General features: G+C 69.7%; 22 protein-coding genes. 7 read left to right on the forward strand and 15 right to left on the reverse strand.

Going from position 1 to position 19,329, the window contains the following annotated elements:
• Window positions 1-31: 31 nt before the first annotated feature.
• Together ABZZ22_RS08540 and ABZZ22_RS08545 are read left to right on the forward strand one after the other, a co-directional pair.
• Complete coding sequence (locus ABZZ22_RS08540; protein WP_354929260.1) at window positions 32-1,615, forward strand: succinic semialdehyde dehydrogenase; 1,584 nt, start codon at window positions 32-34, stop codon at window positions 1,613-1,615.
• Between the two features lie 11 nt (window positions 1,616-1,626).
• A complete protein-coding gene (locus ABZZ22_RS08545) occupies window positions 1,627-2,880 on the forward strand; it encodes a hypothetical protein (protein WP_354929263.1) in 1,254 nt (417 codons plus the stop codon).
• 6 nt (window positions 2,881-2,886) lie between these two features.
• Here ABZZ22_RS08545 and ABZZ22_RS08550 read toward each other — a convergent pair whose 3' ends face one another.
• The 13 genes from ABZZ22_RS08550 to ABZZ22_RS08610 all read right to left on the reverse strand — a co-directional run bounded on the left by ABZZ22_RS08550 (window position 2,887) and on the right by ABZZ22_RS08610 (window position 13,924).
• Window positions 2,887-3,129, reverse strand: a complete 243-nt coding sequence (locus ABZZ22_RS08550; protein WP_354929453.1) for a nitroreductase/quinone reductase family protein — start codon at window positions 3,127-3,129, stop codon at window positions 2,887-2,889.
• A 15-nt stretch (window positions 3,130-3,144) separates the two neighbouring features.
• On the reverse strand, window positions 3,145-3,312 hold the full coding sequence (locus ABZZ22_RS08555; protein WP_354929266.1) for a hypothetical protein: 168 nt from the start codon (window positions 3,310-3,312) through the stop codon (window positions 3,145-3,147).
• 244 nt (window positions 3,313-3,556) lie between these two features.
• On the reverse strand, window positions 3,557-5,170 hold the full coding sequence (locus ABZZ22_RS08560) for an FAD-dependent oxidoreductase (protein ID WP_354929269.1): 1,614 nt from the start codon (window positions 5,168-5,170) through the stop codon (window positions 3,557-3,559).
• Window positions 5,167-5,595, reverse strand: a complete 429-nt coding sequence (locus ABZZ22_RS08565) for a carboxymuconolactone decarboxylase family protein (protein ID WP_354929272.1) — start codon at window positions 5,593-5,595, stop codon at window positions 5,167-5,169. Before ABZZ22_RS08565 ends, ABZZ22_RS08560 begins: the two co-directional genes overlap by 4 nt.
• 1 nt (window position 5,596) lies before the next feature.
• The gene (locus ABZZ22_RS08570) at window positions 5,597-6,505 is read right to left on the reverse strand and encodes an NAD(P)-dependent oxidoreductase (RefSeq protein ID WP_354929275.1); all 909 of its coding nucleotides are present in this window, start codon (window positions 6,503-6,505) and stop codon (window positions 5,597-5,599) included.
• Complete coding sequence (locus ABZZ22_RS08575) at window positions 6,502-7,248, reverse strand: SDR family oxidoreductase (RefSeq protein WP_354929278.1); 747 nt, start codon at window positions 7,246-7,248, stop codon at window positions 6,502-6,504. The genes ABZZ22_RS08570 and ABZZ22_RS08575 overlap by 4 nt, the downstream gene beginning before the upstream one ends.
• A gap of 145 nt (window positions 7,249-7,393) precedes the next feature.
• Window positions 7,394-8,875, reverse strand: coding sequence for an aldehyde dehydrogenase (locus tag ABZZ22_RS08580; RefSeq protein WP_354929281.1), 1,482 nt, complete (start codon window positions 8,873-8,875; stop codon window positions 7,394-7,396).
• A complete protein-coding gene (locus ABZZ22_RS08585; RefSeq protein WP_354929284.1) occupies window positions 8,872-9,510 on the reverse strand; it encodes a hypothetical protein in 639 nt (212 codons plus the stop codon). Before ABZZ22_RS08585 ends, ABZZ22_RS08580 begins: the two co-directional genes overlap by 4 nt.
• A 1-nt stretch (window position 9,511) precedes the next feature.
• On the reverse strand, window positions 9,512-9,706 hold the full coding sequence (locus tag ABZZ22_RS08590; RefSeq protein ID WP_354929287.1) for a ferredoxin: 195 nt from the start codon (window positions 9,704-9,706) through the stop codon (window positions 9,512-9,514).
• Window positions 9,706-11,184: a cytochrome P450 gene (locus ABZZ22_RS08595; protein WP_354929290.1), complete on the reverse strand. Its 1,479-nt coding sequence runs from the start codon at window positions 11,182-11,184 to the stop codon at window positions 9,706-9,708. The genes ABZZ22_RS08590 and ABZZ22_RS08595 overlap by 1 nt, the downstream gene beginning before the upstream one ends.
• The gene (locus ABZZ22_RS08600; protein WP_354929293.1) at window positions 11,181-11,993 is read right to left on the reverse strand and encodes an SDR family oxidoreductase; all 813 of its coding nucleotides are present in this window, start codon (window positions 11,991-11,993) and stop codon (window positions 11,181-11,183) included. The genes ABZZ22_RS08595 and ABZZ22_RS08600 overlap by 4 nt, the downstream gene beginning before the upstream one ends.
• A 112-nt stretch (window positions 11,994-12,105) precedes the next feature.
• Window positions 12,106-13,347, reverse strand: coding sequence for a cytochrome P450 (locus ABZZ22_RS08605; RefSeq protein ID WP_354929296.1), 1,242 nt, complete (start codon window positions 13,345-13,347; stop codon window positions 12,106-12,108).
• The gene (locus ABZZ22_RS08610; RefSeq protein WP_354929299.1) at window positions 13,340-13,924 is read right to left on the reverse strand and encodes a TetR/AcrR family transcriptional regulator; all 585 of its coding nucleotides are present in this window, start codon (window positions 13,922-13,924) and stop codon (window positions 13,340-13,342) included. The genes ABZZ22_RS08605 and ABZZ22_RS08610 overlap by 8 nt, the downstream gene beginning before the upstream one ends.
• A gap of 70 nt (window positions 13,925-13,994) precedes the next feature.
• On the opposite strand from ABZZ22_RS08610, the gene ABZZ22_RS08615 reads away from it, so the two are divergent.
• From ABZZ22_RS08615 to ABZZ22_RS08625, 3 genes are read left to right on the forward strand one after another with little or no spacing between them, the layout of a single operon-like run.
• On the forward strand, window positions 13,995-14,576 hold the full coding sequence (locus tag ABZZ22_RS08615; RefSeq protein WP_354929302.1) for a nucleotidyltransferase: 582 nt from the start codon (window positions 13,995-13,997) through the stop codon (window positions 14,574-14,576).
• Entirely contained in the window at window positions 14,569-15,312 is a 744-nt protein-coding gene (locus tag ABZZ22_RS08620; RefSeq protein WP_354929305.1) for a metallophosphoesterase, read from the forward strand. The genes ABZZ22_RS08615 and ABZZ22_RS08620 overlap by 8 nt, the downstream gene beginning before the upstream one ends.
• Window positions 15,309-15,569, forward strand: a complete 261-nt coding sequence (locus ABZZ22_RS08625; protein ID WP_354929308.1) for a hypothetical protein — start codon at window positions 15,309-15,311, stop codon at window positions 15,567-15,569. Before ABZZ22_RS08620 ends, ABZZ22_RS08625 begins: the two co-directional genes overlap by 4 nt.
• Window positions 15,570-15,575: 6 nt before the next feature.
• Here the strand turns inward: ABZZ22_RS08625 and ABZZ22_RS08630 are convergent, their stop codons facing one another.
• Window positions 15,576-16,364, reverse strand: a complete 789-nt coding sequence (locus tag ABZZ22_RS08630) for an enoyl-CoA hydratase-related protein (RefSeq protein ID WP_354929311.1) — start codon at window positions 16,362-16,364, stop codon at window positions 15,576-15,578.
• 8 nt (window positions 16,365-16,372) lie between these two features.
• Window positions 16,373-17,980 (reverse strand): FAD-dependent oxidoreductase, encoded by a 1,608-nt coding sequence (locus tag ABZZ22_RS08635; RefSeq protein WP_354929314.1) that lies wholly within the window; start codon window positions 17,978-17,980, stop codon window positions 16,373-16,375.
• 62 nt (window positions 17,981-18,042) lie between these two features.
• On the opposite strand from ABZZ22_RS08635, the gene ABZZ22_RS08640 reads away from it, so the two are divergent.
• Window positions 18,043-18,879: an LLM class F420-dependent oxidoreductase gene (locus ABZZ22_RS08640; protein WP_354929317.1), complete on the forward strand. Its 837-nt coding sequence runs from the start codon at window positions 18,043-18,045 to the stop codon at window positions 18,877-18,879.
• The gene (locus ABZZ22_RS08645) at window positions 18,876-19,328 is read left to right on the forward strand and encodes a nuclear transport factor 2 family protein (RefSeq protein WP_354929320.1); all 453 of its coding nucleotides are present in this window, start codon (window positions 18,876-18,878) and stop codon (window positions 19,326-19,328) included. Before ABZZ22_RS08640 ends, ABZZ22_RS08645 begins: the two co-directional genes overlap by 4 nt.
• The last annotated feature ends 1 nt before the right edge of the window (window position 19,329 follow it).

Genomic DNA, 19,329 nt, shown 5'->3' on the forward strand with positions numbered 1-19,329 from the left:
CGGAACCGACAACAGCTGATCGGAAGCAGACATGAGCACTGACACAGCGAAGACAGCAGACGTACGCCGCCCCGACTGGATCACCGAGGAGCTGCTGGTCGAGCTGGTCTCCCGGGTCCCCTCGTCCACAGGTGCGTCCTGGAAGCTGACCGAGGTCTACACCGGTGAGGTGCTGGTCGCGCTGCCACAGTCCTCACCGGCCGATGTCGAGCGGGCCGCGGCCGAAGGCCGGGCCGCCCAGCGCAAGTGGGCGGCGACACCGCTCGCGGAGCGGCTGGCCGTCTTCAAGCGGGCCCACGAGCTGATCCTGCGCAACCAGCACAAGATCGCCGACCTCATCCAGGCCGAGTCGGGCAAGGCCCGGCGAATCGCGTTCGAGGAGGTGTGCGACCCGCCGATGGTGATCTCGCACTACCTCAAGCGGGCGCCGAAGCTGCTCAAGGACAAGTTGCGGCCCGGGATGATGCCGTTGCTGTCGAGCTCGATCGAGCGCCACCCGCCGCGCGGCCTGGTCGGCGTCATCGCGCCGTGGAACTTCCCGTTCGCGACCGGTCTCTCCGACGCGATCCCGGCGCTCATGGCCGGCAACGCGGTGCTCCTCAAGCCCGACAACAAGACGGCGCTCTCCCCGCTGTTCGGGATCTCACTGCTCGAGGAGGCGGGCCTGCCGAAGGGCCTGTTCCAGGTCGTCTGCGGCGAGGGACCCGACGTGGGCCCGACGCTGATGGACAACGTCGACTACGCGATGTTCACCGGATCCACCGCCACCGGCCGGGTGATCGGCGAGCAGGCCGGGCGCAACCTGATCGGCGCCTGCCTCGAGCTCGGCGGCAAGAACCCGATGATCGTCCTCGACGACGCCGACATCGACGAGACCGTCGGCGGCTCGATGTTCGCCGTCTTCGGCAACACCGGCCAGATCTGCATGCACATCGAGCGGATCTACATCCCCGAGGCAATGTACGAGGAGTTCCGCGACAAGTTCGTCGCAGCCGTCGAATCGATGCGGATCGAGGCTGCGTACGCCTTCGGACCCGACCTCGGAGCGCTGGTCTCCCCCGACCATCTGGCGCGCGTGCAGTCGCATGTCGACGACGCGGTCGCCAAGGGCGCCACCGTCCTGACCGGCGGCAAGGCGCGCCCCGACATCGGGCCGACCTTCTTCGAGCCGACGATCCTGGAAGGCACCACAAAGGAGATGCTCCACGGAGTGACCGAGACCTTCGGTCCGGTCGTCTCGCTCCACCGCTACTCCACCCTGGAGGAGGCGATCGAGCTGGCCAACGACACCGAGTACGGGCTCAACGCCTCGGTGTGGACCACGAACTTCAAGCGCGCCCAACAGGTCGCGGCCCGGATCGAGTCGGGCAACGTCAACATCAATGACGGCCTGGCCACCGCGTACGCCTCGAAGTCGACCCCATCGGGCGGCATGAAGCAGTCCGGCGTCGGCGCCCGCCACGGCGACCAGGGGCTGCTCAAGTACACCGAGACCCAGAACGTCGCGACCCTGAAGAAGCAGATCATGGGGCCGCAGGGCAAGCAGACCTTCGACGACTACGCCAAGCAGATGCAGACGTCGCTGCGCTGGATGCGGAAGCTCGGCATTCGTTGAGTCCTTCTGGGTTGATCCCGTCCCGCTATGCCGATCTGACCCGGGAGGAGCTCGCCGAGCTGGTCCGCGAGCTCCTCCTGATCGGCCAGCTGATCGACCGCTCGGGGATGGCCTGGTGCATCTCCGCCCTCGGGCGCGAGGAGATGCTGCGGATCGCGATCGTGGAGTGGGCCTCCGCCTCGCCGATCTACACCCGGCGGATGCAGACCGCGCTGGGCTATGCACCGGCGGTGCCCGGCCGGGGCGACGTACCCACGATCTTCAAAGGGCTCCAGCTCGACATCGGCGCACCGCCCCAGTTCATGGACTTCCGCTACATCGTCCACGACGCCCGCCACGGCGAGTTCCACCTCGACCACTGCGGGGCGCTGATGGACGTCGAGCCGATGGGCGAGGAGTACGTCCGTGGGATGTGCCACGACATCGAGGACCCCACCTTCGATGCCACCGCCATCGCCACCCACCCGCGGGCGCAGGTCCGCCCGGTCCACCGACCACCGCGCACGCCCGCCGACCGGACGCCGCACTGTCGCTGGACCGTGGTGATCGACGACGCCCACCCCGAGGCGGTCGCGGTCCCGGAGCTGGCGCTCAACGAGCGCTCCCGGGCGGCGAGCCTCGAGCTTGCTTCGATCGACCCCACCGATGACGGCGCGGCCGACTACGCCGGACCGCTCGTCTCCGACCTCGACCTCGCCGCCTTCTCCCACTCCGCGCTGGTGCGTATCGCCGACGAGGTCTGCCTGCAGATGGCGCTGCTCGACCGCGGGTTCACCCTCGCGCTGGAGTCCCGGGTGGCCTCCCGCGAACAGCTCCTCGACATCCGGCGCAAGCAGCTGGTCGGGGTCGCCGGCATCGCCGGCTCACGCCTGGCTCGGGCCCTGTCGCTCCCGGCGGACACCAGGGGCGCCCTGCGGCTGCTCGCGCTCCACCCGATGCTGAACCCTGCTGCGTACGTGTCGGTGGAGATGGACGCGGAGGCGCTGGTCGTGCGGCCCGCGCCCGCCGACGAGGACGGCGCGTGGGTCTCGCTGATCGGCCCGGAATGGTTCGTTCCGCTCCAGGCGGCGGTGCACGCCCTCGACCCTCACCTAGACGTCGAGGTGAGGCCCTTGGGAGACATGGTCGCGGACGGCTGGCGGGGCGAGGTCGTACGCCGCCCCGAGCCCGTCCCGGAAGCCTCCGAGGTCGCGGTGGTGCGGTTCAGCACCGGCGCGGACTTCGCCTTCGAGCCGCGCCGGTCGCTGCCGATCACACCCGTCTGAGGTCGCTCACCTGCGGTGGAGCGCGAGCACCGGGATGACCCGGTCGGTCTTCGCCTCGTACTCTCCGAAACCCGGGCTCATCGCCTTGAACCGCTCCCAGGCGGAATCGCGCTCCGCGCCGGTCAGCTCGCTGACCTGGACCTCGACGACGCCGTCTGCGGGCGTCTCGATCTTGGTCTCCGGGTTGGCCAGCAGATTGTGATACCAGGCTGGGTTGTCCGGGGCTCCGGCCTTGGAAGCGGCGATCAGCCAGGTGTCGGGGTCCTAACGGATGTTGGCCACCGGCGAGACCCGCTCGGTGCCCGTCTTGGCACCGGTGTGGTGCACGAGCACCAGCCCGCGCCCGAACGGCACCGAGGTGACGTTGCCCTCGTTGGCTCGGAACTCGTCGATGATCGACTGGTTCCAGTCCTTGAACTCGCTGTCTGACATGGAGTGCCTTTCCCCCGAGGATCGGTTTCCACCCACTCTCGCAGACCTCCCCAACGCACACCGGTCAAAACCGACCGCCGAGTCGGCTCGTCTTGACCGAAGACAACGCCGAGTCGGCTCGTCATGACGCGCCGACTCGACGCAATGTTCGGTCAAGATGCGCCGACTCGACGTCGATCTTGGTCAAGACGCGCCGACTCGACGTCGAATCGCGTCAAGATGCGCCGACTCGGCGTGGTTTCGGTCAGACGCGGGCCGGGGCCGCGATACGGACCTGCTCCTCTCGGTCGGTCACCTTCACGCGCGGCCGGCCGATCTCCTTGCCGGAATCGCACTCGTGGGTGTCGAGAGAGTTCCAGCCGGTCTGGTCGACGACGATCACGCCGCGCTCTGCCAGAAGGGCATCGAGCGGCTCGCCGGCCGGGTCAGCGAGAGAGCCAGAGGCGTGGTCGTCGAGGAGGGTGCGTACGGTCTCGGCGGCGCAGGCCCGGTTGGTGCCGATCACACCGGTCGGCCCGCGTTTCACCCAGCCCGCGGTGTAGGTCGCCTCGGCCCCGACCACCCGGCCGGCCTCGTGGAGGAAGCGGCCGGTGTCCACCTCGGCCGGGACGCCGGCGACGCCCGCGGAGCGGTAGCCGGTGGCGCGGACGACGAGGCCGGCCTCGATCTCCTCACCGCTGCCGAAGCGCACTCCGGTGACGGTGTCGGTGCCGAGGATCTCGGTGGGCCTCAGGCAGAAGCGGAGAACGAGCCGCTTCGCGGCGTCCGTACGCTGCCGGGCGGCCAGGTCACGGAGCAGCTCCGCCTTCTGCAGCGCCGCGAAGGTCGCGGCGTTGCGCTCGGTCGTCCCCTCCTCGGTCGGCAGGCCGGCCAGGTCTGCCTCCTCGACCAGGACGTCGAGGCCAGGGTCGTCGGCCAGCGCCCGCAGCTCCGGGCTGGTGAAGGCGGCGTACTCCGCTCCGCGCCGGGCGGTGACGACGACCTCACGGATGCCGCTGGCGGCCAGCGCCGCGAGCGCGGCGGGAGCCAGGTCGGAGGCGTTCAGCGCGGCCTCGTCGGCCAGCAGCAGGCGGGCGAGGTCGAGGGCGACGTTGCCGTTGCCGATGATGACGGCGCGCTCGTGGGTCAGCGGGAAGGTGAGCGCGGCCCGGTCGGGATGCCCGTTGTACCAGCCGACGAGCTCGGCCGCCGAGGTCGAGCCCGGCAGGTCCTCCCCCGGTATCCCGAGGCTGCGGCCCTCGCCGGCGCCGGTCGTGTAGACGACCGCGTGATGGGCACCGAGGAGCTCCTCGTGAGTGACGTCACGCCCGACCTCGACGTTGTAGCGGGTGCGCACCCGGCGGTGTCGCGCGGTCTTCGCGAAGCCGGAGGCGATCTCCTTGGTGTCCAGGTGATCGGGCGCGACGCCGTAGCGGACCAGACCGTACGGGGTCGCGAGCCGGTCCATCACGGTGATCTCGACATCGCAGCGCCGGGTGGCGGCCAGCTCCTCGGCGACGTACCAACCGGCCGGCCCGGCCCCCACGACAGCCACTTTGAGTGGACCGGACCTGGCGATCTTCGGGCCCGGCAGCGGCAGCGGCGCGGGCGCGTCCTGATCGCCGGTGAACTCGAAGAAGGCGGCGTTGATGTCGGTGTAGGGCGCGAACACGTCCGGGACCTCGTAGTCCGGAAAGATCGCGTTGACCGGGCAGGCGTCCTCGCAGGCACCGCAGTCGATGCACTCGTCGGGGTGGATGTAGAGCATCTCGGCGGCGCCGAAGCCGGGCTCGTCCGGTCCGGGGTGGATGCAGTCGACCGGGCAGACCTCCACACAGGAGGCGTCGTTGCAGCAGGACTGGGTGATGACGTACGTCATGAGCGTTGAGCCTTCCCCTGAGCCCTTTCCTGGGCCTTCCTCTGTGCCTCTCTTCGGGCCTTACCGATGGTCTCCTCGACGACCGTGTTCATCCTGGCACCGTTGGGCCATCCCGCGTAGTGACTCAGGAAAACCACGATCTCGCGCAGCTCGTCCTCGGAGAGCTCGCCGTTGGCGTAAGCCGCGGGGATCTGGATCCCGAGCACGTCCGCCGCGCCCTGGCCGGCCAGCAGCCCGATCAGCAGGAGCCGCCGGTCGCGTGTGGTCAGGCCCGGGCGCTGCCAGATGTCTCCGAAGAGGTGGTCGGCGGTATAGCGGAAGAAGTCGCCCTCGCCGTCGGCCATGTCGAAGCCGTAGACCTCCTCCATCTTGCGCAGGCCCTTGGCCCGCTGCTCGGGGAGCTCGGCGAATCTTTCGTCAGTCATGTCACTCATGTCTCTCTGCGGTGGTCGAGCCTGTCGAGACCCCTCCGACGTCGGACATCCCCATCCCCAAGCCCGGCGCCAACCGCTCGAGCGCGAGCCGGGCGAGGGGCACCTCGACGCCGAGCTCCTCGGCGAGCTCGATCGCGAAGCCGAGGTCCTTCTCCCCCAGCGCCACGACGTGGCCGAAGACGCCGTGCCAGAAGTCGTCGGGAGCGATCCTGGCGATGGTGTCGCGATGCATGATCGCGCCGGGCCCGCCGGTGATCGCGTCGGTGTGGCGGACGACCTCACCGAGCATGACCAGGTCCAGCCCGGCCGACTCGGCGAGCCGCTGGGCCTCGGTGGCGGCGGTGAAGGAGGCGAAGTGGAGCAGGTTCCGTGCCAGCTTGAACCTCGTCCCGGCGCCGACCGGACCGGCATGAACGACCTTGGAGCCCATCGCCGCCAGGACCAGGGACGCCGCTGCGTACGCCTCGGCCCCTCCTCCGCAGAGGATGGCCAAGGTGCCGTCGACGGCGCCCATCGGGCCGCCCGAGACGGGTGCGTCGAGCACGTCGACCCCGTGGGGAGCGGCGGTCGCGGCCAGCTCCGCGGGGGTGTCGGGCGAGACGGTCGAGTGCACCAAGACGGTGAGCCGGCTGCCGGTCGTCCGACGAGCCGTCAGCACCTCGGCGAGCACCTGGCGCACCTGGTCGTCGTCGCGGACCATCACGCTCAGCACGTCGACAGACGCCGCCAGCTCCGCCACCGAGGCTGCCGTCTTCGCGCCGGCGGCCTCCAGCTCGGCGACGGGCTCGGGGGCGATGTCGTGGACCCACAGGTCGATGCCGTCGGCCTTGGCGAGCTGGAGCGCCATCGGTCTGCCGATGTTGCCCAGCCCGACGAATCCCGCGCGTGTCCTTGTGTTCAAAGCCGGAACGTCCCGCCGCCGTCGACAGCGATGATCTGGCCCGAGATCCAGGACGACTCCTCGGAGAGAAGGAACTTCGCGGTCCCGACCATGTCCTCGGTGGTGCCGAGGCGCTTGATCGCCATCTGCTTGGTCATGTCCTCGGCCGCGTCACCGGCCTGGGTGCGGGTCGCCTCGGTGTCGGTCGGGCCCGGAGCGATCGCGTTGACCCGGATGTTCATCCCACCGAGCTCGTGGGCGAGCTGCTGGGTCAGGCCGTTGATGCCGACCTTGGCCAAGCCGTAGAAGCCGGAGTAGAGGTAGGCGGCGGTCGAGGACTGGTTGACGATCGCCCCGCCGCCCCGTCGCTGCATCACCGGGTAGACCGCACGGGTCATCACCAGGGCCCCGTTGAGGTTCACGCTCATGAACCTCTCGTAGTAGTCCCAGTCGACGGTGATCAGCAGGTCGAAGGCCATGTCGCCGTAGATCGCGGCGTTGTTGATGAGCCCGTCGATCCCGCCGTACGCCGCGGTCGTCTCGGCCGCCAGCGCAGCCGCCGACTCGTGGTCGGAGACGTCGCAGCGTACGAACCTGGCGGCTCCGCCGGCCGCCTCGATCTCCTTGGCGACCCGCTCCCCCTTCTCATCGTTCAGATCCGCGACGACGACAGCGGCTCCCTCGGCGGCGAGCCCCTTGGCGTACGCCTCCCCGATCCCCTGCGCCGCCCCGGTCACCACGATGACCTTGTCCTCGAACCTCATCCGTCACTCCTTGTCCCACGCCGAGTCGGCGCAAACTGACCCCGATTCCCGCCGAGTCGGCGCAAACTTGCGCCGACTCGATCCACACTTCGGTCAGAACGCGCCGACTCGACCTCGTTTTCGGTCAGAACGTGCCGAGTCGGCATCATGCGGGCTCCGCGATCAGCTTGGTCTCCAGGTATTCCTCGAAACCGGCCACGCCCATCTCCCGGCCGAGGCCGGACTGCTTGTAGCCGCCGAAGGGGGCGTCGGCGCCGAACCACTGGCCTCCGTTGACGCCGATGGTGCCGGTGCGGATCCGGGCCGCCACCGACTTGGCGCGCTCCAGCGACCCGGACTCGACCGAGCCGGAGAGGCCGTAGGGCGAGTCGTTGGCGAGGCGTACGGCATCGTCGTCGCCGTCGTGCGGGATCACCGTCAGCACCGGTCCGAAGATCTCCTCGCGAGCGACTCGGGCGGTGTTGTCGAGGCCGGCGATGACCGTGGGCTGGACCCAGAAGCCGCCGGCCAGGTCACCGTCCTGGACGGCCACGTCGCCACCGGTCGCGAACCGGCCGCCCTCCTCCTCCGCGAGCGCCAGGTAGCCGAGGATGCGGGTGCGTTGGACCGCCGAGATGACCGGTCCGCAGATCGTGCCGGGGTCGGCGGGGTCGCCGGCCCCGAGGGACGCCATGGTCGCGGCCGCCGCCTCGACGGCTGCGTCGTAGGACGCACGCGGCACGAGCAGGCGGGTGGTCAGGGCGCAGCCCTGACCTGCGTGGACGGCGACGGAGAAGGCGGCCATCGAGGCAGCGGCGGCGATGTCGGCGTCGTCGAGGACGATCGCGGCCGACTTGCCGCCGAGCTCGAGGAAGACCTTCTTCAGGGTCGGCGCGGCGGCGGCCATGATCCGCCGGCCGGTGCTGGTCGAGCCGGTGAAGGAGACCAGGTCGACGCGGGGATCCTCGGCGAGAAGGGCGGCGACCTCGTTGCTGCGCGGTGTCACCACGTTGAAGACGCCCGCCGGGATGTCGGTGTGCTCTGCGGCCAGGCGCCCGAGCTCGGCCGCCACCCACGGGGTGTCCGGGGCGGGCTTGAGGACCACGGTGTTGCCCGCGGCGAGCGCCGGACCGATCTTGGCCAGGTTGATCTGGTTGGGGAAGTTCCACGGCGTGATCGCCGCGACGACGCCGACCGCCTCCTTCCGCACGGTACGCCTCGAGGAGACCCCCATCGTGACGCCGACGCCGAGGTCCTGCTCCCACTCGTAGCGCTGGGCCAGATCGGTCGACCACTTCAGGGTCTCGATGGGGGCGTCGAGCTGCGGCCCGGCGACGAGGAACGTGGGCGCCCCGACCTCGGCGGTGGTCAGCTCCCGCAGCGCGTCGACGTTGTCCAGCAGCGCCTGGTGCAGCTGGCGAAGGCAACGGATCCGGAACGCCACGTCGGTGGACCAGCCGGTCTCGTCGAAGGCACGGCGGGCGGCGGCGATCGCGGCGTTCATGTCCTCGGCCGTCGAGTCGGGCGCGCGACCGATCTCCTGTCCGGTGGCGGGGTTGAGGATGGCGTACGTCTCGCCGCTGCTCGCGTCGCCGAGCTTGCCGTCGACGTACTGCTGAGCGGGAGGGTTGGTGGGGGTGCGCGTCACTGGGGGCCTCCTGTCGAGGCAGCCAGAGACGATGTGCTCTGGGTGAGGAACTTCCCGTCGGCCACCGGCGGCGGCCAGACGGTGCTGGGCAGGTCCTTGCGCCGGTAGTGGCCCGGCTGCTCGATGCCGTTGAGCGACATCCGGTCGAGGAGTCCCTGGGTCGCCTTCTTCGCCTTGACGATGTCCAGGAAGGTCGTCGCGGTGGAGCCGAGGTCGAACCAGTCGCGCTGCCAGGCGAGCTCCAGGCCCTCGCCGTCGGGGCGCCGGGCGAACCCGAACCACGAGCCGCCGATGCCGAGGATCTCGTACTCCTCGCCGGTCGCGTCGTCGATGATCCCCGCGCGCTGACGCCAGAAGCCGACCACCATGGCGTTCACGTCGTCGATCACCGTCGCCTGGTAGTCGTAGTGCCAGCCCTCGAGCCCGGCCATCTCGGTGCCGAGCGCCCACTCGCGGATCTGCTCGCGGCCGACGGCCATGAAGTGCTCGTCGGGGGTGTACATCCAGCCGTACGTCGCGTCCTCGGCGTACACGTCGGCGAGCGGCGACCAGCTGCCGTCGGTTTCCGCCTGGCGGTTGAGGTCGAGCCAGTGGGCCCAGAACCCCTCGATCTCGGCGCGGTCCAGGTCAGACACGTCAGTCCTCCAGAGTGAGAGCGAAAGCGGGGCAGTACTTCACGGCCGCACGCGCCGCCGGAAGCTGCTCCTCGAACGGTTCGGTGATGCGTACGACGACCTGGTAGCTGTCGTGGTCGAAGTCGAAGAGCTCGGGGGCCTCGGCGAGACACTCCTGGTGCCCCTGGCAGAGACCAAGATCGACGGTGAGCATCATCAGATCTCCTCGTCGGTCGAGCCGCCGTAGCCGCTAGGCGGAGGCCCCTCGGCATCAGGCGCCGTGAGACCAACAGAGTCGACTGTGTTGGTCTCGACACCGCTCGCTGCGCTCGCGGGCTCGACCAGCGGTGAGCGTCTGCGGTAGCGGACACGGCACGGTTGCTGGAGCTGGATCACCATCTTGGTGAAGTCGTCGGCGTAGGAGTCCAGCGGCTGTGCCGCCTCGAAGGTGTAGTCGCGCAGGACGACCGAGAAGATCGCCTTCATCTGCATCATCGCGAACGCGTTGCCGACGCAGCGGTGCTTGCCTGCGCCGAACGGGATCCACGTCCACCGGTTCTGCATGTCCTCCTGGCGCGGGTCGATGTAGCGGCTCGGGTCGAAGGACGCATGCCTGGGGAAGTCGGCCTCGATCCGGTTGGAGACCCTCGGCGAGGCGGCGAGCAGAGTGCCGGCCGGGATGGTCTCGCCGAGCAGCTCGAAGTCCTCGCGCACCAGCCGCATCAGGATGATCAGCGGCGGGTGCAGCCGCAGCGTCTCCTTGAGCGTGGCCTCGAGCACTGGGATGGAGCGAAGGGCCTGGAAGGAGACCTCGCTGCCGTCGGCGTACAGCTCGTCGAGCTCGGCGGTGACCTCCGCCATCACCGACGGGTTCCGCAGCAGCTCGATCATCGCCCACGACGCCGTGCCCGAGGAGGTGTGGTGCCCGGCGAACATCATCGAGATGAAGATGCCGGTGATGGTGTCGGTGTCCATGTCGATGGAGATGAGGACGTCGAGAAGATCGCGGTCCTCCTTGGCGACCCTCCCCCGCGCAACCCGCTTGTCCACGATCGCCTGGACGAGCTCGACCAGCCGCTCCCGGGCGGCGTCGCGCATCCGGAAGCTCTCGATGTCCGCGTACGCGTCGACGTAGGCGATGGCATCGGTGCCGTGCTCCAGCTCGTGGTAGTGCTGGGCGAAGGTGGAGTCGAGCTCCTCGCGGAACGGCTTGCCGATCAGACACGAGGAGGTCGTGTAGATGGTCAGCTCGGCGAAGAAGTCGAGCAGGTCGATCTCGCCCTCATCGCCCCAGCCGGCGATCATCCGGCGGATCTCGGCCTCGATCGTCTGCGCGTGCCCGCGCATCATGTCGCCGCGCAGCGCCTGGTTCTTCAGCATCTGCTGTCGCTCCTCCGGCGAGGCGTCGAAGACCACGCCCTTGCCGAAGATCGGCGTCATGAACGGGTACGCGGCAGCCTGGTCGAGCACGTCGTCGGGTGCCCGGAAGAACGCCTCGTTGGCCTCGGCCCCGGTGACCAGGACGACGTCCTTGTCGGCGAGCCGGAAGCGCCCGAGGTCACCGCACTCCTCGCGGACGCGGGTGAACAGCGAGATCGGGTCGACCCGCATCTCGGGCAGGTGTCCGGTGCCCCGGATGATCTCAGGGACGCTCGGGTCCTGGTCGTCCAGGACGGTGGAGACGGTCGGGATCATCGGTCCACCTGCCGCCGGTCGCTTCGCTCCCCGGCCCCTTCGGGAACGATCGGAGCCTCGGGGTCGACGTCGATGGTGCTGATGTGGACGCCCCGGGGTGCGCTCACGACCGTCGTGATCGCATCGGCCAGCGCCCGGGCCTTGAGGAAGTGTGGATGCCGGGCCAGACCCCATCGGGCCCACTGCTCCAGCACGAACCCGCCGATCTCGGCCGGCCACTCGTTGCCGATGTCGGAGTGCGTGGGGCCCGGCCGAACGGTCGAGGCGCGGACCCCGGTGCCTTCCAGCTCCATCCGGAGCGCGTTGACCATCCCCTCCAGGCCCCACTTCGAGGCGGCGTACGCACCCATGAACGGTCGCGGCCGCAACGCCACGTCGGAGGAGACGAAGACCAGGTCGCCGCGCTGCCGCTCGAGCATCCCGGGACCGAACGCGCGCAGGACCCGGTGGGCGCCGAGCAGGTTGATCTCGATCTGGTCGGCGAAGGTCTGCGTGGGGACGTCGACGGTCGCACCCGGGTGGGTGACCCCGGCGTTGCTGACCACGACCTCGACCTCGCCGAGGTCCGCTGTCACCTTCGCGGCGAACTCGGCGACCGAGTCCTCGGAGGTCACGTCGAGGGGGTGCGCGACCGCCTCTCCCCCGTCGGCCCGGATCGCCGCGGCGATCTCCTCGACCCGGTCGACCCGCCGGGCACCGAGCGCGACCGGGAAACCGGCCGTTGCCAGCGCCTTCGCGGTCTCAGCGCCGATCCCGGAGGAGGCGCCGGTGATCACCGCCGGACGGCGGTCGGGCTGTGCGTACTTCACGCGTCCTCCCTGGATGCTGACCGAGGTGACTCGGCGGATGCGTACTGGCCTCGCGGAGTTCCACGAAGTAGGTGACTGCCGACCGAGTTACCTCGGTGAGCATCCGCCCCGCTCATCGCACCCTCCGCGTGAACGTGACGGGCAGCGCCGCGAAGCCGCGCACGCTCGTTGAGTGGACCCGGACCGAGCGTTCGGGATGCACGACGAACCCGGACGTACGCCGCACCAGCTCTGCCAGCACGACCCGGGCCTCGAGCCGGGCCAGGTTGGCACCGAGACAGAAGTGTCGGCCGACACCGAAGCTCATGATCTTGCCCAGCTCGTCTGCCGGGCGGTGGATGTCGAAGACGCCGGGTGCGGTGAAGACCCGCTCGTCGCGGTTGGCGGAGCCGAGCAGGACGAGCAGCTTCGACCCGGCGGGGACGGTCTGGCCGTGGAGCTCGACGTCCCCGGCGACGTACCTGGCCAGCATCTGGCTGGAGGTGTCGTGGCGCAGCGTCTCCTCGATCCACGCGCTCACCAGCGTGGGGTTCTCCGGGTCGGCGAACACCTCGGCGAGCTGAGCGGGGTGGGCACCGAGGTGGTGGAGCGCGTTGCCGAGCAGCTTGGTGGTGGTCTCGTTGCCGGCCACGACCATCAGGAACAGGAACGCGATGACCTCGTGGTCGAGCAGCCGGTCACCGTCGACCTCGGCCTCCACGAGCGCCGAGGTGAGGTCGTCGCTGGGCCGGCCGCGCCGCTGCGTGACCATCTCGGCGTAGTAGCCGATCAGCTCCAGCGCCGCCGTCATCCCGGCCTCCGGCACGTCTCGTACGCCGTCCTCGCGGTGCACCACCAGGTCGGCCAGCCGCCGCACCTCGTCGCGGTCGGCGGCGGGAACGCCCATCATCTCCGAGATCACATCCATCGGGAGCTTGCCGGCCAGCTCGGCGATCCAGTCGGCCTCCCCCTGCGCGGCACCCACCACGATCAGCGCGTCGAGGTAGTGGTCGGCGAGCGCCTGGATCCGCGGGGCCAGCTCACGTACGCGACGTGGGGTGAACCCAGCCGAGACCAGCTTCCGCAGCCGGGTCTGCTCCTTGCCGTCCAGAGCCAGGAACGACATGACCCGGTGGGCCTCGGAGTTCCAGGCGCTGGCGTCGAGCGAGACCCCCATCCGGTTGGAGAAGGTGACGTCGTTCTTCACCGCGGCGTGCACGTCGGCGTGCCGGGAGAGTGCCCAGAAGTCGTCGGTCGCGTTGTAGTAGAGCGGCGCCTCGTCGCGCAGCCGGGCGTAGACCGGGTAGGGGTCTTCGTGGAAGTCGTAGTCGTAGGGGTCGAAGATCTCGGTGGTGGTGCTGGTCATCTCACTCATCTCGACAGGCTCGATACATCGCCTCACCGACGATCACGGCCACGACCGGGGCGAGCCGGTCAGCCATCTCGTCGTAGGTCATCAGGCCCATGCCCGCCTGCAGCAGCGCGCCCGAGAAGGCCAGCAGCAGCGCTTCCCGCACGGCGTCGTCGTCCTTGGCTCCGGTCCCATCGCCCAGCGCCGCCTCGAACCGGGCGGCGAACTCCGCCCCGATCCGCAGTCGCAGCCGCGCGACATCTGCGTCGCTGCCCAGCAGCGCCGGCGTCACCGCCGCCGCGAGCTCGGGCTCCTCGGCGATCCGGGTCGTCAGGCCGCGGACGGCCTCCTGCACCCGCTCCACCCTGGACCCGGACGTCTCGACCGCCGGCATCTCGGCGAGGTGACGCCAGAAGAGCTCGGCGAAGAGATGGTTCTTGGAGGCGAGGTAGGTGTAGGCCGTCGCCGAGGAGACTCCGGCCCGCGCGGCCACCGATCGGATGGTCAGTGCCTCGTGCCCGGCGTGGCGAAGCTCGTCGAGACCTGCGGCGAACAGTCGCTCGACCGTCTCTGCCTGGCGGGTGCTGGTTGCGCTGGACACGTGTCCAGATTAGAACACGTTCTTGTTTACGGCAAGGGCTGAACCGGACGGATTGGGGTACCGCACACCCATGCCGAGAACAGACGTGCTGGGCGAGGAGTTCCAGCGACAACGTGAGGTACTCAAGCTGGTCGGCGCGACCCTGAAGGCCGCCGAGATGCCGTTCGCGCTGGCCGGCGGGTACGCGGTATGGACCCGAGGCGGCCCCGAGAGCACCCACGACGTGGACTTCGTCCTGCCGCAGGATCTTGCCGAGAAGGCCGTCCAGGTGCTGCTCGAGAACGGGATGGACGCGGTCGACGCACCCGAGGACTGGCTGGTGAAGGTCGGGCGCGACACCGTGGTCGTCGACCTGATCCACCGGCTACCGACCGGGCCGGTCGACGACGAGCTGCTCACGCGGTGCGACGAGCTGCCGGTCGACTCCGTGACGATGCCCGTCATGTCCGCGACGGACCTGATCATCTCGCGCATGCTCGCCCTCAGCGAGCACGCCTGCGATCTGTCGCGGATCGTCGGCTGCGGCCGCGCCCTGCGCGAGCAGATCGACTGGAGGCTGGTACGCCAGGAGGCGAAGCGCAGCCCCTTCGCACAGGCTGCGCTCGGTCTGCTGGACGCCCTCGACGTCGCCGGAGGTGAGGGCGATGCCTGAGCCGATTCGCGTGGCAGCGGTGGGCGACGTACATCTGGCGGACGACCTGCGTGGCCGCTATGCGCCTCTGCTCGACGGGATCTCCGCCGAGGCCGACGCGCTGCTGGTCGCCGGCGATCTCACCCAGCACGGGACGATCGACGAGGCGAAGGCGTTCGCCGACGAGTTCGACGCCGCCGACGTACCCGTACTCACCGTGCTCGGCAACCACGACTACCACTCCGGCGAAGAGCGTGAGATCGCTCAGCTGCTGGAGGAGCGTGGGATGACCGTCCTCGAGGGCACCTCGACCACGGTCGAGACGAGGGCCGGCCGACTCGGCGTCGCCGGCGTCAAGGGCTTCTGCCTCGGCTTCTCCGGCCGCAGTGCCGCCGACTTCGGCGAGCCGCAGATGAAGGCTTTCACGGGTCATGGCATTGAGACGGCCGTCGTCCTGCGCCGAGCCCTCGACGACCTGGCCGGCGAGGAGCCGGACGTCACCGTCGCCCTCTCGCACTTCGCTCCCGTCGACGACACCCTGCTCGGCGAGCCGAAGGAGATCTGGCCGTTCCTCGGCAACTACCGGCTCGGCGAGGCGATCGACGAGACGGGAGTGGACCTAGCGGTCCACGGCCACGCCCACGCCGGGCGCGAGAAGGGCCTCACGCCCGCGGGAGTGCCGGTACGCAACGTCGCCCAGCCAGTCATCCAGGCGGCATTCCGCGTCTACGACGTCGTCCCCAGGAGGTCGGCATGAACGAGCAGCTCGCCCGAGACCTCGAGTGCGCGATCGCGACCGATCCGCGCACCCACGAGCTCGGAATCCACCTCCAGGTACGCGGCGAGCATCTGGTCGTCTCCGGCGAGGTGGCCTCCGAGGAGCGCCGAGACATGGTGCTCGACGTCATCAGGGAGCACGACATAGCGCTCGATATCGCCGATCACATCGTGCTCAGCGCCGAGCCCGGTCCGGGCGGACCGGGCCACGAGCGGATCGTCCCGCCGAGCAGCTGAGACCACTCAGACCCCGGGTGGCAGCCGGGTGAAGTCGGGCTCACGCCCCTCGGCGAAGGCGACGAGCGCCTCGATGTTGGCCGGCCCACCGAGCAGCTCAGCGAACTTGGCGTTCTCGAGCTCGCGGGCAGCCTCGATCCCGGGACGAAGCGACGCCGTCATCGTCTCCTTGACGGCGACCAGGCTGCTGATCGGACGCGCGGCGAGCGTGGCGGCGTGCCCCCAGGCGGTGGTGAGCAGCTCCTCGGGCGACGTGACCCGCCAGACGAGCCCCATCTCATGGGCTTCCTCGGCGCTGAACCACTCCCCCGACATCAGCATCCAGGCGGCGTTCTGACGGCCGATCAGGCGCGGAAAGAGAAAGCTGGAGGCCGCCTCCGGAGCGACCCCGAGGGTCGTGAACGGCGTCTTGAACCTCGCCGCCGTCGAGGCGAGGACCAGGTCGGCGAAGCCGAGGAGCGTCACCCCGATGCCGAGTCCCAGCCCGTTGACCGCCACCACCAGCGGCTTGGAGAACCCCGCCAGGGAGTCGACGAGGCCGATGAACCCGTGCGCGGCGGCGTCGTCGGCTCCCGCCGCGGCCACCTTCATCTCGACGAGGTCGGTGCCCGCCGAGAACGCGCGCCCGGTTCCGGTCAGCAGCACGACGGCCACCTCTGGGTCCGCATCGGCTTCGCGGAGCGCCTCGGCGAGAGCCACATAGAGCGCCTGGCTGAAGGCGTTGAGCTGATCGGGACGGTTCAGGGTCAGCGTACGGACGCGGTCTCGGTCCTCGCTCAGCAGCAGATCAGACATGAAGACTCCTAGAGGCCCAGGATCAGGTCGGCGGCGCGCTCGCCGATCATGATCGAGGGTGCGTTGGTGTTGCCTCCGGTGATCGAGGGCATCACGCTCGCGTCGGCGACCCGCAGGCCGTCGATGCCCTTGACCCGCAGCGACGGGTCGACCACCGCGCGCTCGTCCGATCCCATCCGGCAGGTGCCGACACCGTGGTAGACGCTGTGCACGATGTTCGGGAGCAGCTCACGGGTGGCCTCTCCCCCGGCATGGTCCGGACCCGGCGCGATCTCGCCCTGGTTGTCGCCGAGGCCGACCATCATCTCGCGCACCTTCGCGATCCCGTCCAGGAGCACCTCGGTGTCCTTGCCCGCGGTGAGATAGCCGGGGTCGAGCAGCGGGTGCGCGAGCGGGTCGGCGCTGGCCAGGCGTACGGTGCCCCGGCTCTCGGGATAGATCAGCGTCGGCAGGATGCACAGGCCGGGCTTGGCCGTCGGCGGCCGGATCGCCTTCTCGCCGTCCTGGTTCGGGAAGGGATAGACCCAGTAGAGGACGTGCAGCTGCAGGTCCGGGAGCTGGCCGGCCAGCTCGCTGCGTACGAAACCGAAGGCCTCGAACTGCGACCCGGCCGCCCAGCCCTTGCGGGTGAGCAGCGACTTGGCGAAGCCCGCGGCGAAGTACGCCGGCGTGGGCCGCCGCAGCGCGGAGTCCATCCGGAAGGAGACCGGCACGAAGAGGTGGTCGTGGAAGTTGTCGCCGACCGGGAGGTCCGCGTGGACCTCGATGCCGTGGTCGCGGAGGTGGCCGGAATGGCCGATTCCGGAGAGCATCAGCAGGTGCGGCGAGCCGTAGACGCCGGCCGAGACGATGACCTCGCGCGAGGCCCGGATCGTCTGCTTCTCGCCGTCGGCGCCGACGACCTCGACGCCGGTCGCGCGCGAGCCCTCGATCCGCACCCGGGTGACCTGCGCCTTGGTCAGGATCAGCAGGTTGTCCAGGGGCGCTTCACGCAGGTAGGCCTTGGCGGCCGAGTAGCGGCGCCCCTCGGAGGCGCTCAGCTGGACGACGCCGACGCCCTCCTGCTCCTTGCCGTTGTAGTCGTCCAGGGCACTGACGCCGAGCCGCTTGGGCGCCTCGTCGAGCCAGGTCTGCGTGGCCGGGGTGAGGTCCTTCTGGTAGCGCACCTTCACCGGTCCGCCCTCCCCACGGAATTCGTCCGCCCCACCCTCGAAGTCCTCCATGCGCTTGAACGCCGGGAGCACGTCGTCGTAGGACCATCCGGTCGCGCCGTCGGCCGCCCAGTCGTCGAAGTTCTGGCGATTGCCGCGCACCCAGAGCATGCCGTTGATCGAGGACGAGCCGCCGAGCACCTTGCCGCGGGTCATCGGGATGACCCGGTCGAGCGCGGCGCTCTGCGGAACCGACTTGTAGCCCCAGTCGACCAGCTTCTTCAGCTGTGGCGTGGACAGCATCGCGGCGACGGCGCCGGGGAGCTCGAGCAGGTTCTTGATCCCGAAGGCGGTGTCCTTGCCGCCCGCCTCGATCACGATCACGCTGGCACCGCTCTCGGCCAGCCTGCGGGCGGTGGCACAGCCCGCGCTCCCGGCGCCCACGACGATGTAGTCGGCTTCCATGCTCACTTCTCTCTCCCGGCGATCCCTTCCGCAAAGACTAGAACACGTTCTACTGTTGTGTCATGCGCCACGGCATCGTCCTGTTCACCTCGGACCGCGGCATCGCGCCCGCCGAGCTCGCCTCCGCCGCCGAGGAGCGCGGTTTCGACACGTTCTACGTGCCCGAGCACACCCACATCCCGGTGCGTCGCGACGCCCTGCACCCCTCCGGCGGCACCGAGCTCCCCGACGACCGCTACCTGCGTACGCTCGACCCCTGGGTCACGCTCGGCACCTGCGCCGCGGTGACCTCGAGGATCGGGCTCTCGACGGCGGTCGCACTGCCGGTCGAGTCCGACCCGATCACGCTGGCCAAGACGATCGCGACCCTCGACCACCTCTCCGGCGGCCGGGTCTCGCTGGGGGTCGGGTTCGGCTGGAACACCGACGAGCTCGCCGACCACGGCATCCCGGGCAACCGCAAGCGCACCGCGCTGAAGGAGTATCTCGAGGCGATGCGGGCGCTGTGGACCCAGGAGGAGGCGGCCTATGACGGCGAGTTCGTCTCGTTCGGCCCGTCATGGGCCTACCCGAAGCCACCGCAGGGCCGGATCCCGACGATCGTCGGCGCCGGCGGCGGACCCAAGACCCTGCGCTGGATCGCCCGCAACGCCGAGGGCTGGATGACGACGCCGACCGAGGCCGGGATCGGCGACAAGGCGAAGACGCTCCAGGAGGAGTGGGAGTCGGCCGGGCGCGAGGGCAAGCCCGAGGTGCGCGTGCTCGTCGCGAAGCGGCCGACGGACGACGACCTCGCCGAGTGGTCGGTCGCCGACGAGCTGATCTGGGGCGTACCCGACACCGAGCCGGCCGGCGTGCTCACCTATCTCGACAAGCTCGCCGGGCGCGTCATCTCATGAGTGACATCCGCGAGATCGAGCAGCTCAAGTACCGCTACGTACGCCTCCTCGACACCAAGCAGTGGGACGAGTTCGTCACCTGCTTCAGCGATGACGCCACCGCCGACTACGCCGGGCTCTCGTTCACCTCGCCCAGCGACCTGGTGGACTACATGCGCACCAACCTGCCCGCGGAGATCCTCACGATGCACCATCTCCACCACCCCGAGATCACGATCGACGCCGACGAGGCCACCGGCCGCTGGTATCTCCACGACAAGGTCTTCGCTCCCGCCTATGAGTTCGCCCTCGAGGGCGCCGCCTTCTACGAGGACCGCTACGTCCGTACGCCGCAGGGCTGGCGCATCGCCCACACCGGCTACCAGCGCACCTGGGAGCTCACCACCAGCCTGAAGGACCAGCCCAGCGCGAAGCTCGTCGGACCCGGCGGACCGTCCACGCACGCCTGAG

The organism is Nocardioides sp. NPDC006273, assembly GCF_040613495.1.
GTDB lineage: Bacteria > Actinomycetota > Actinomycetes > Propionibacteriales > Nocardioidaceae > Nocardioides.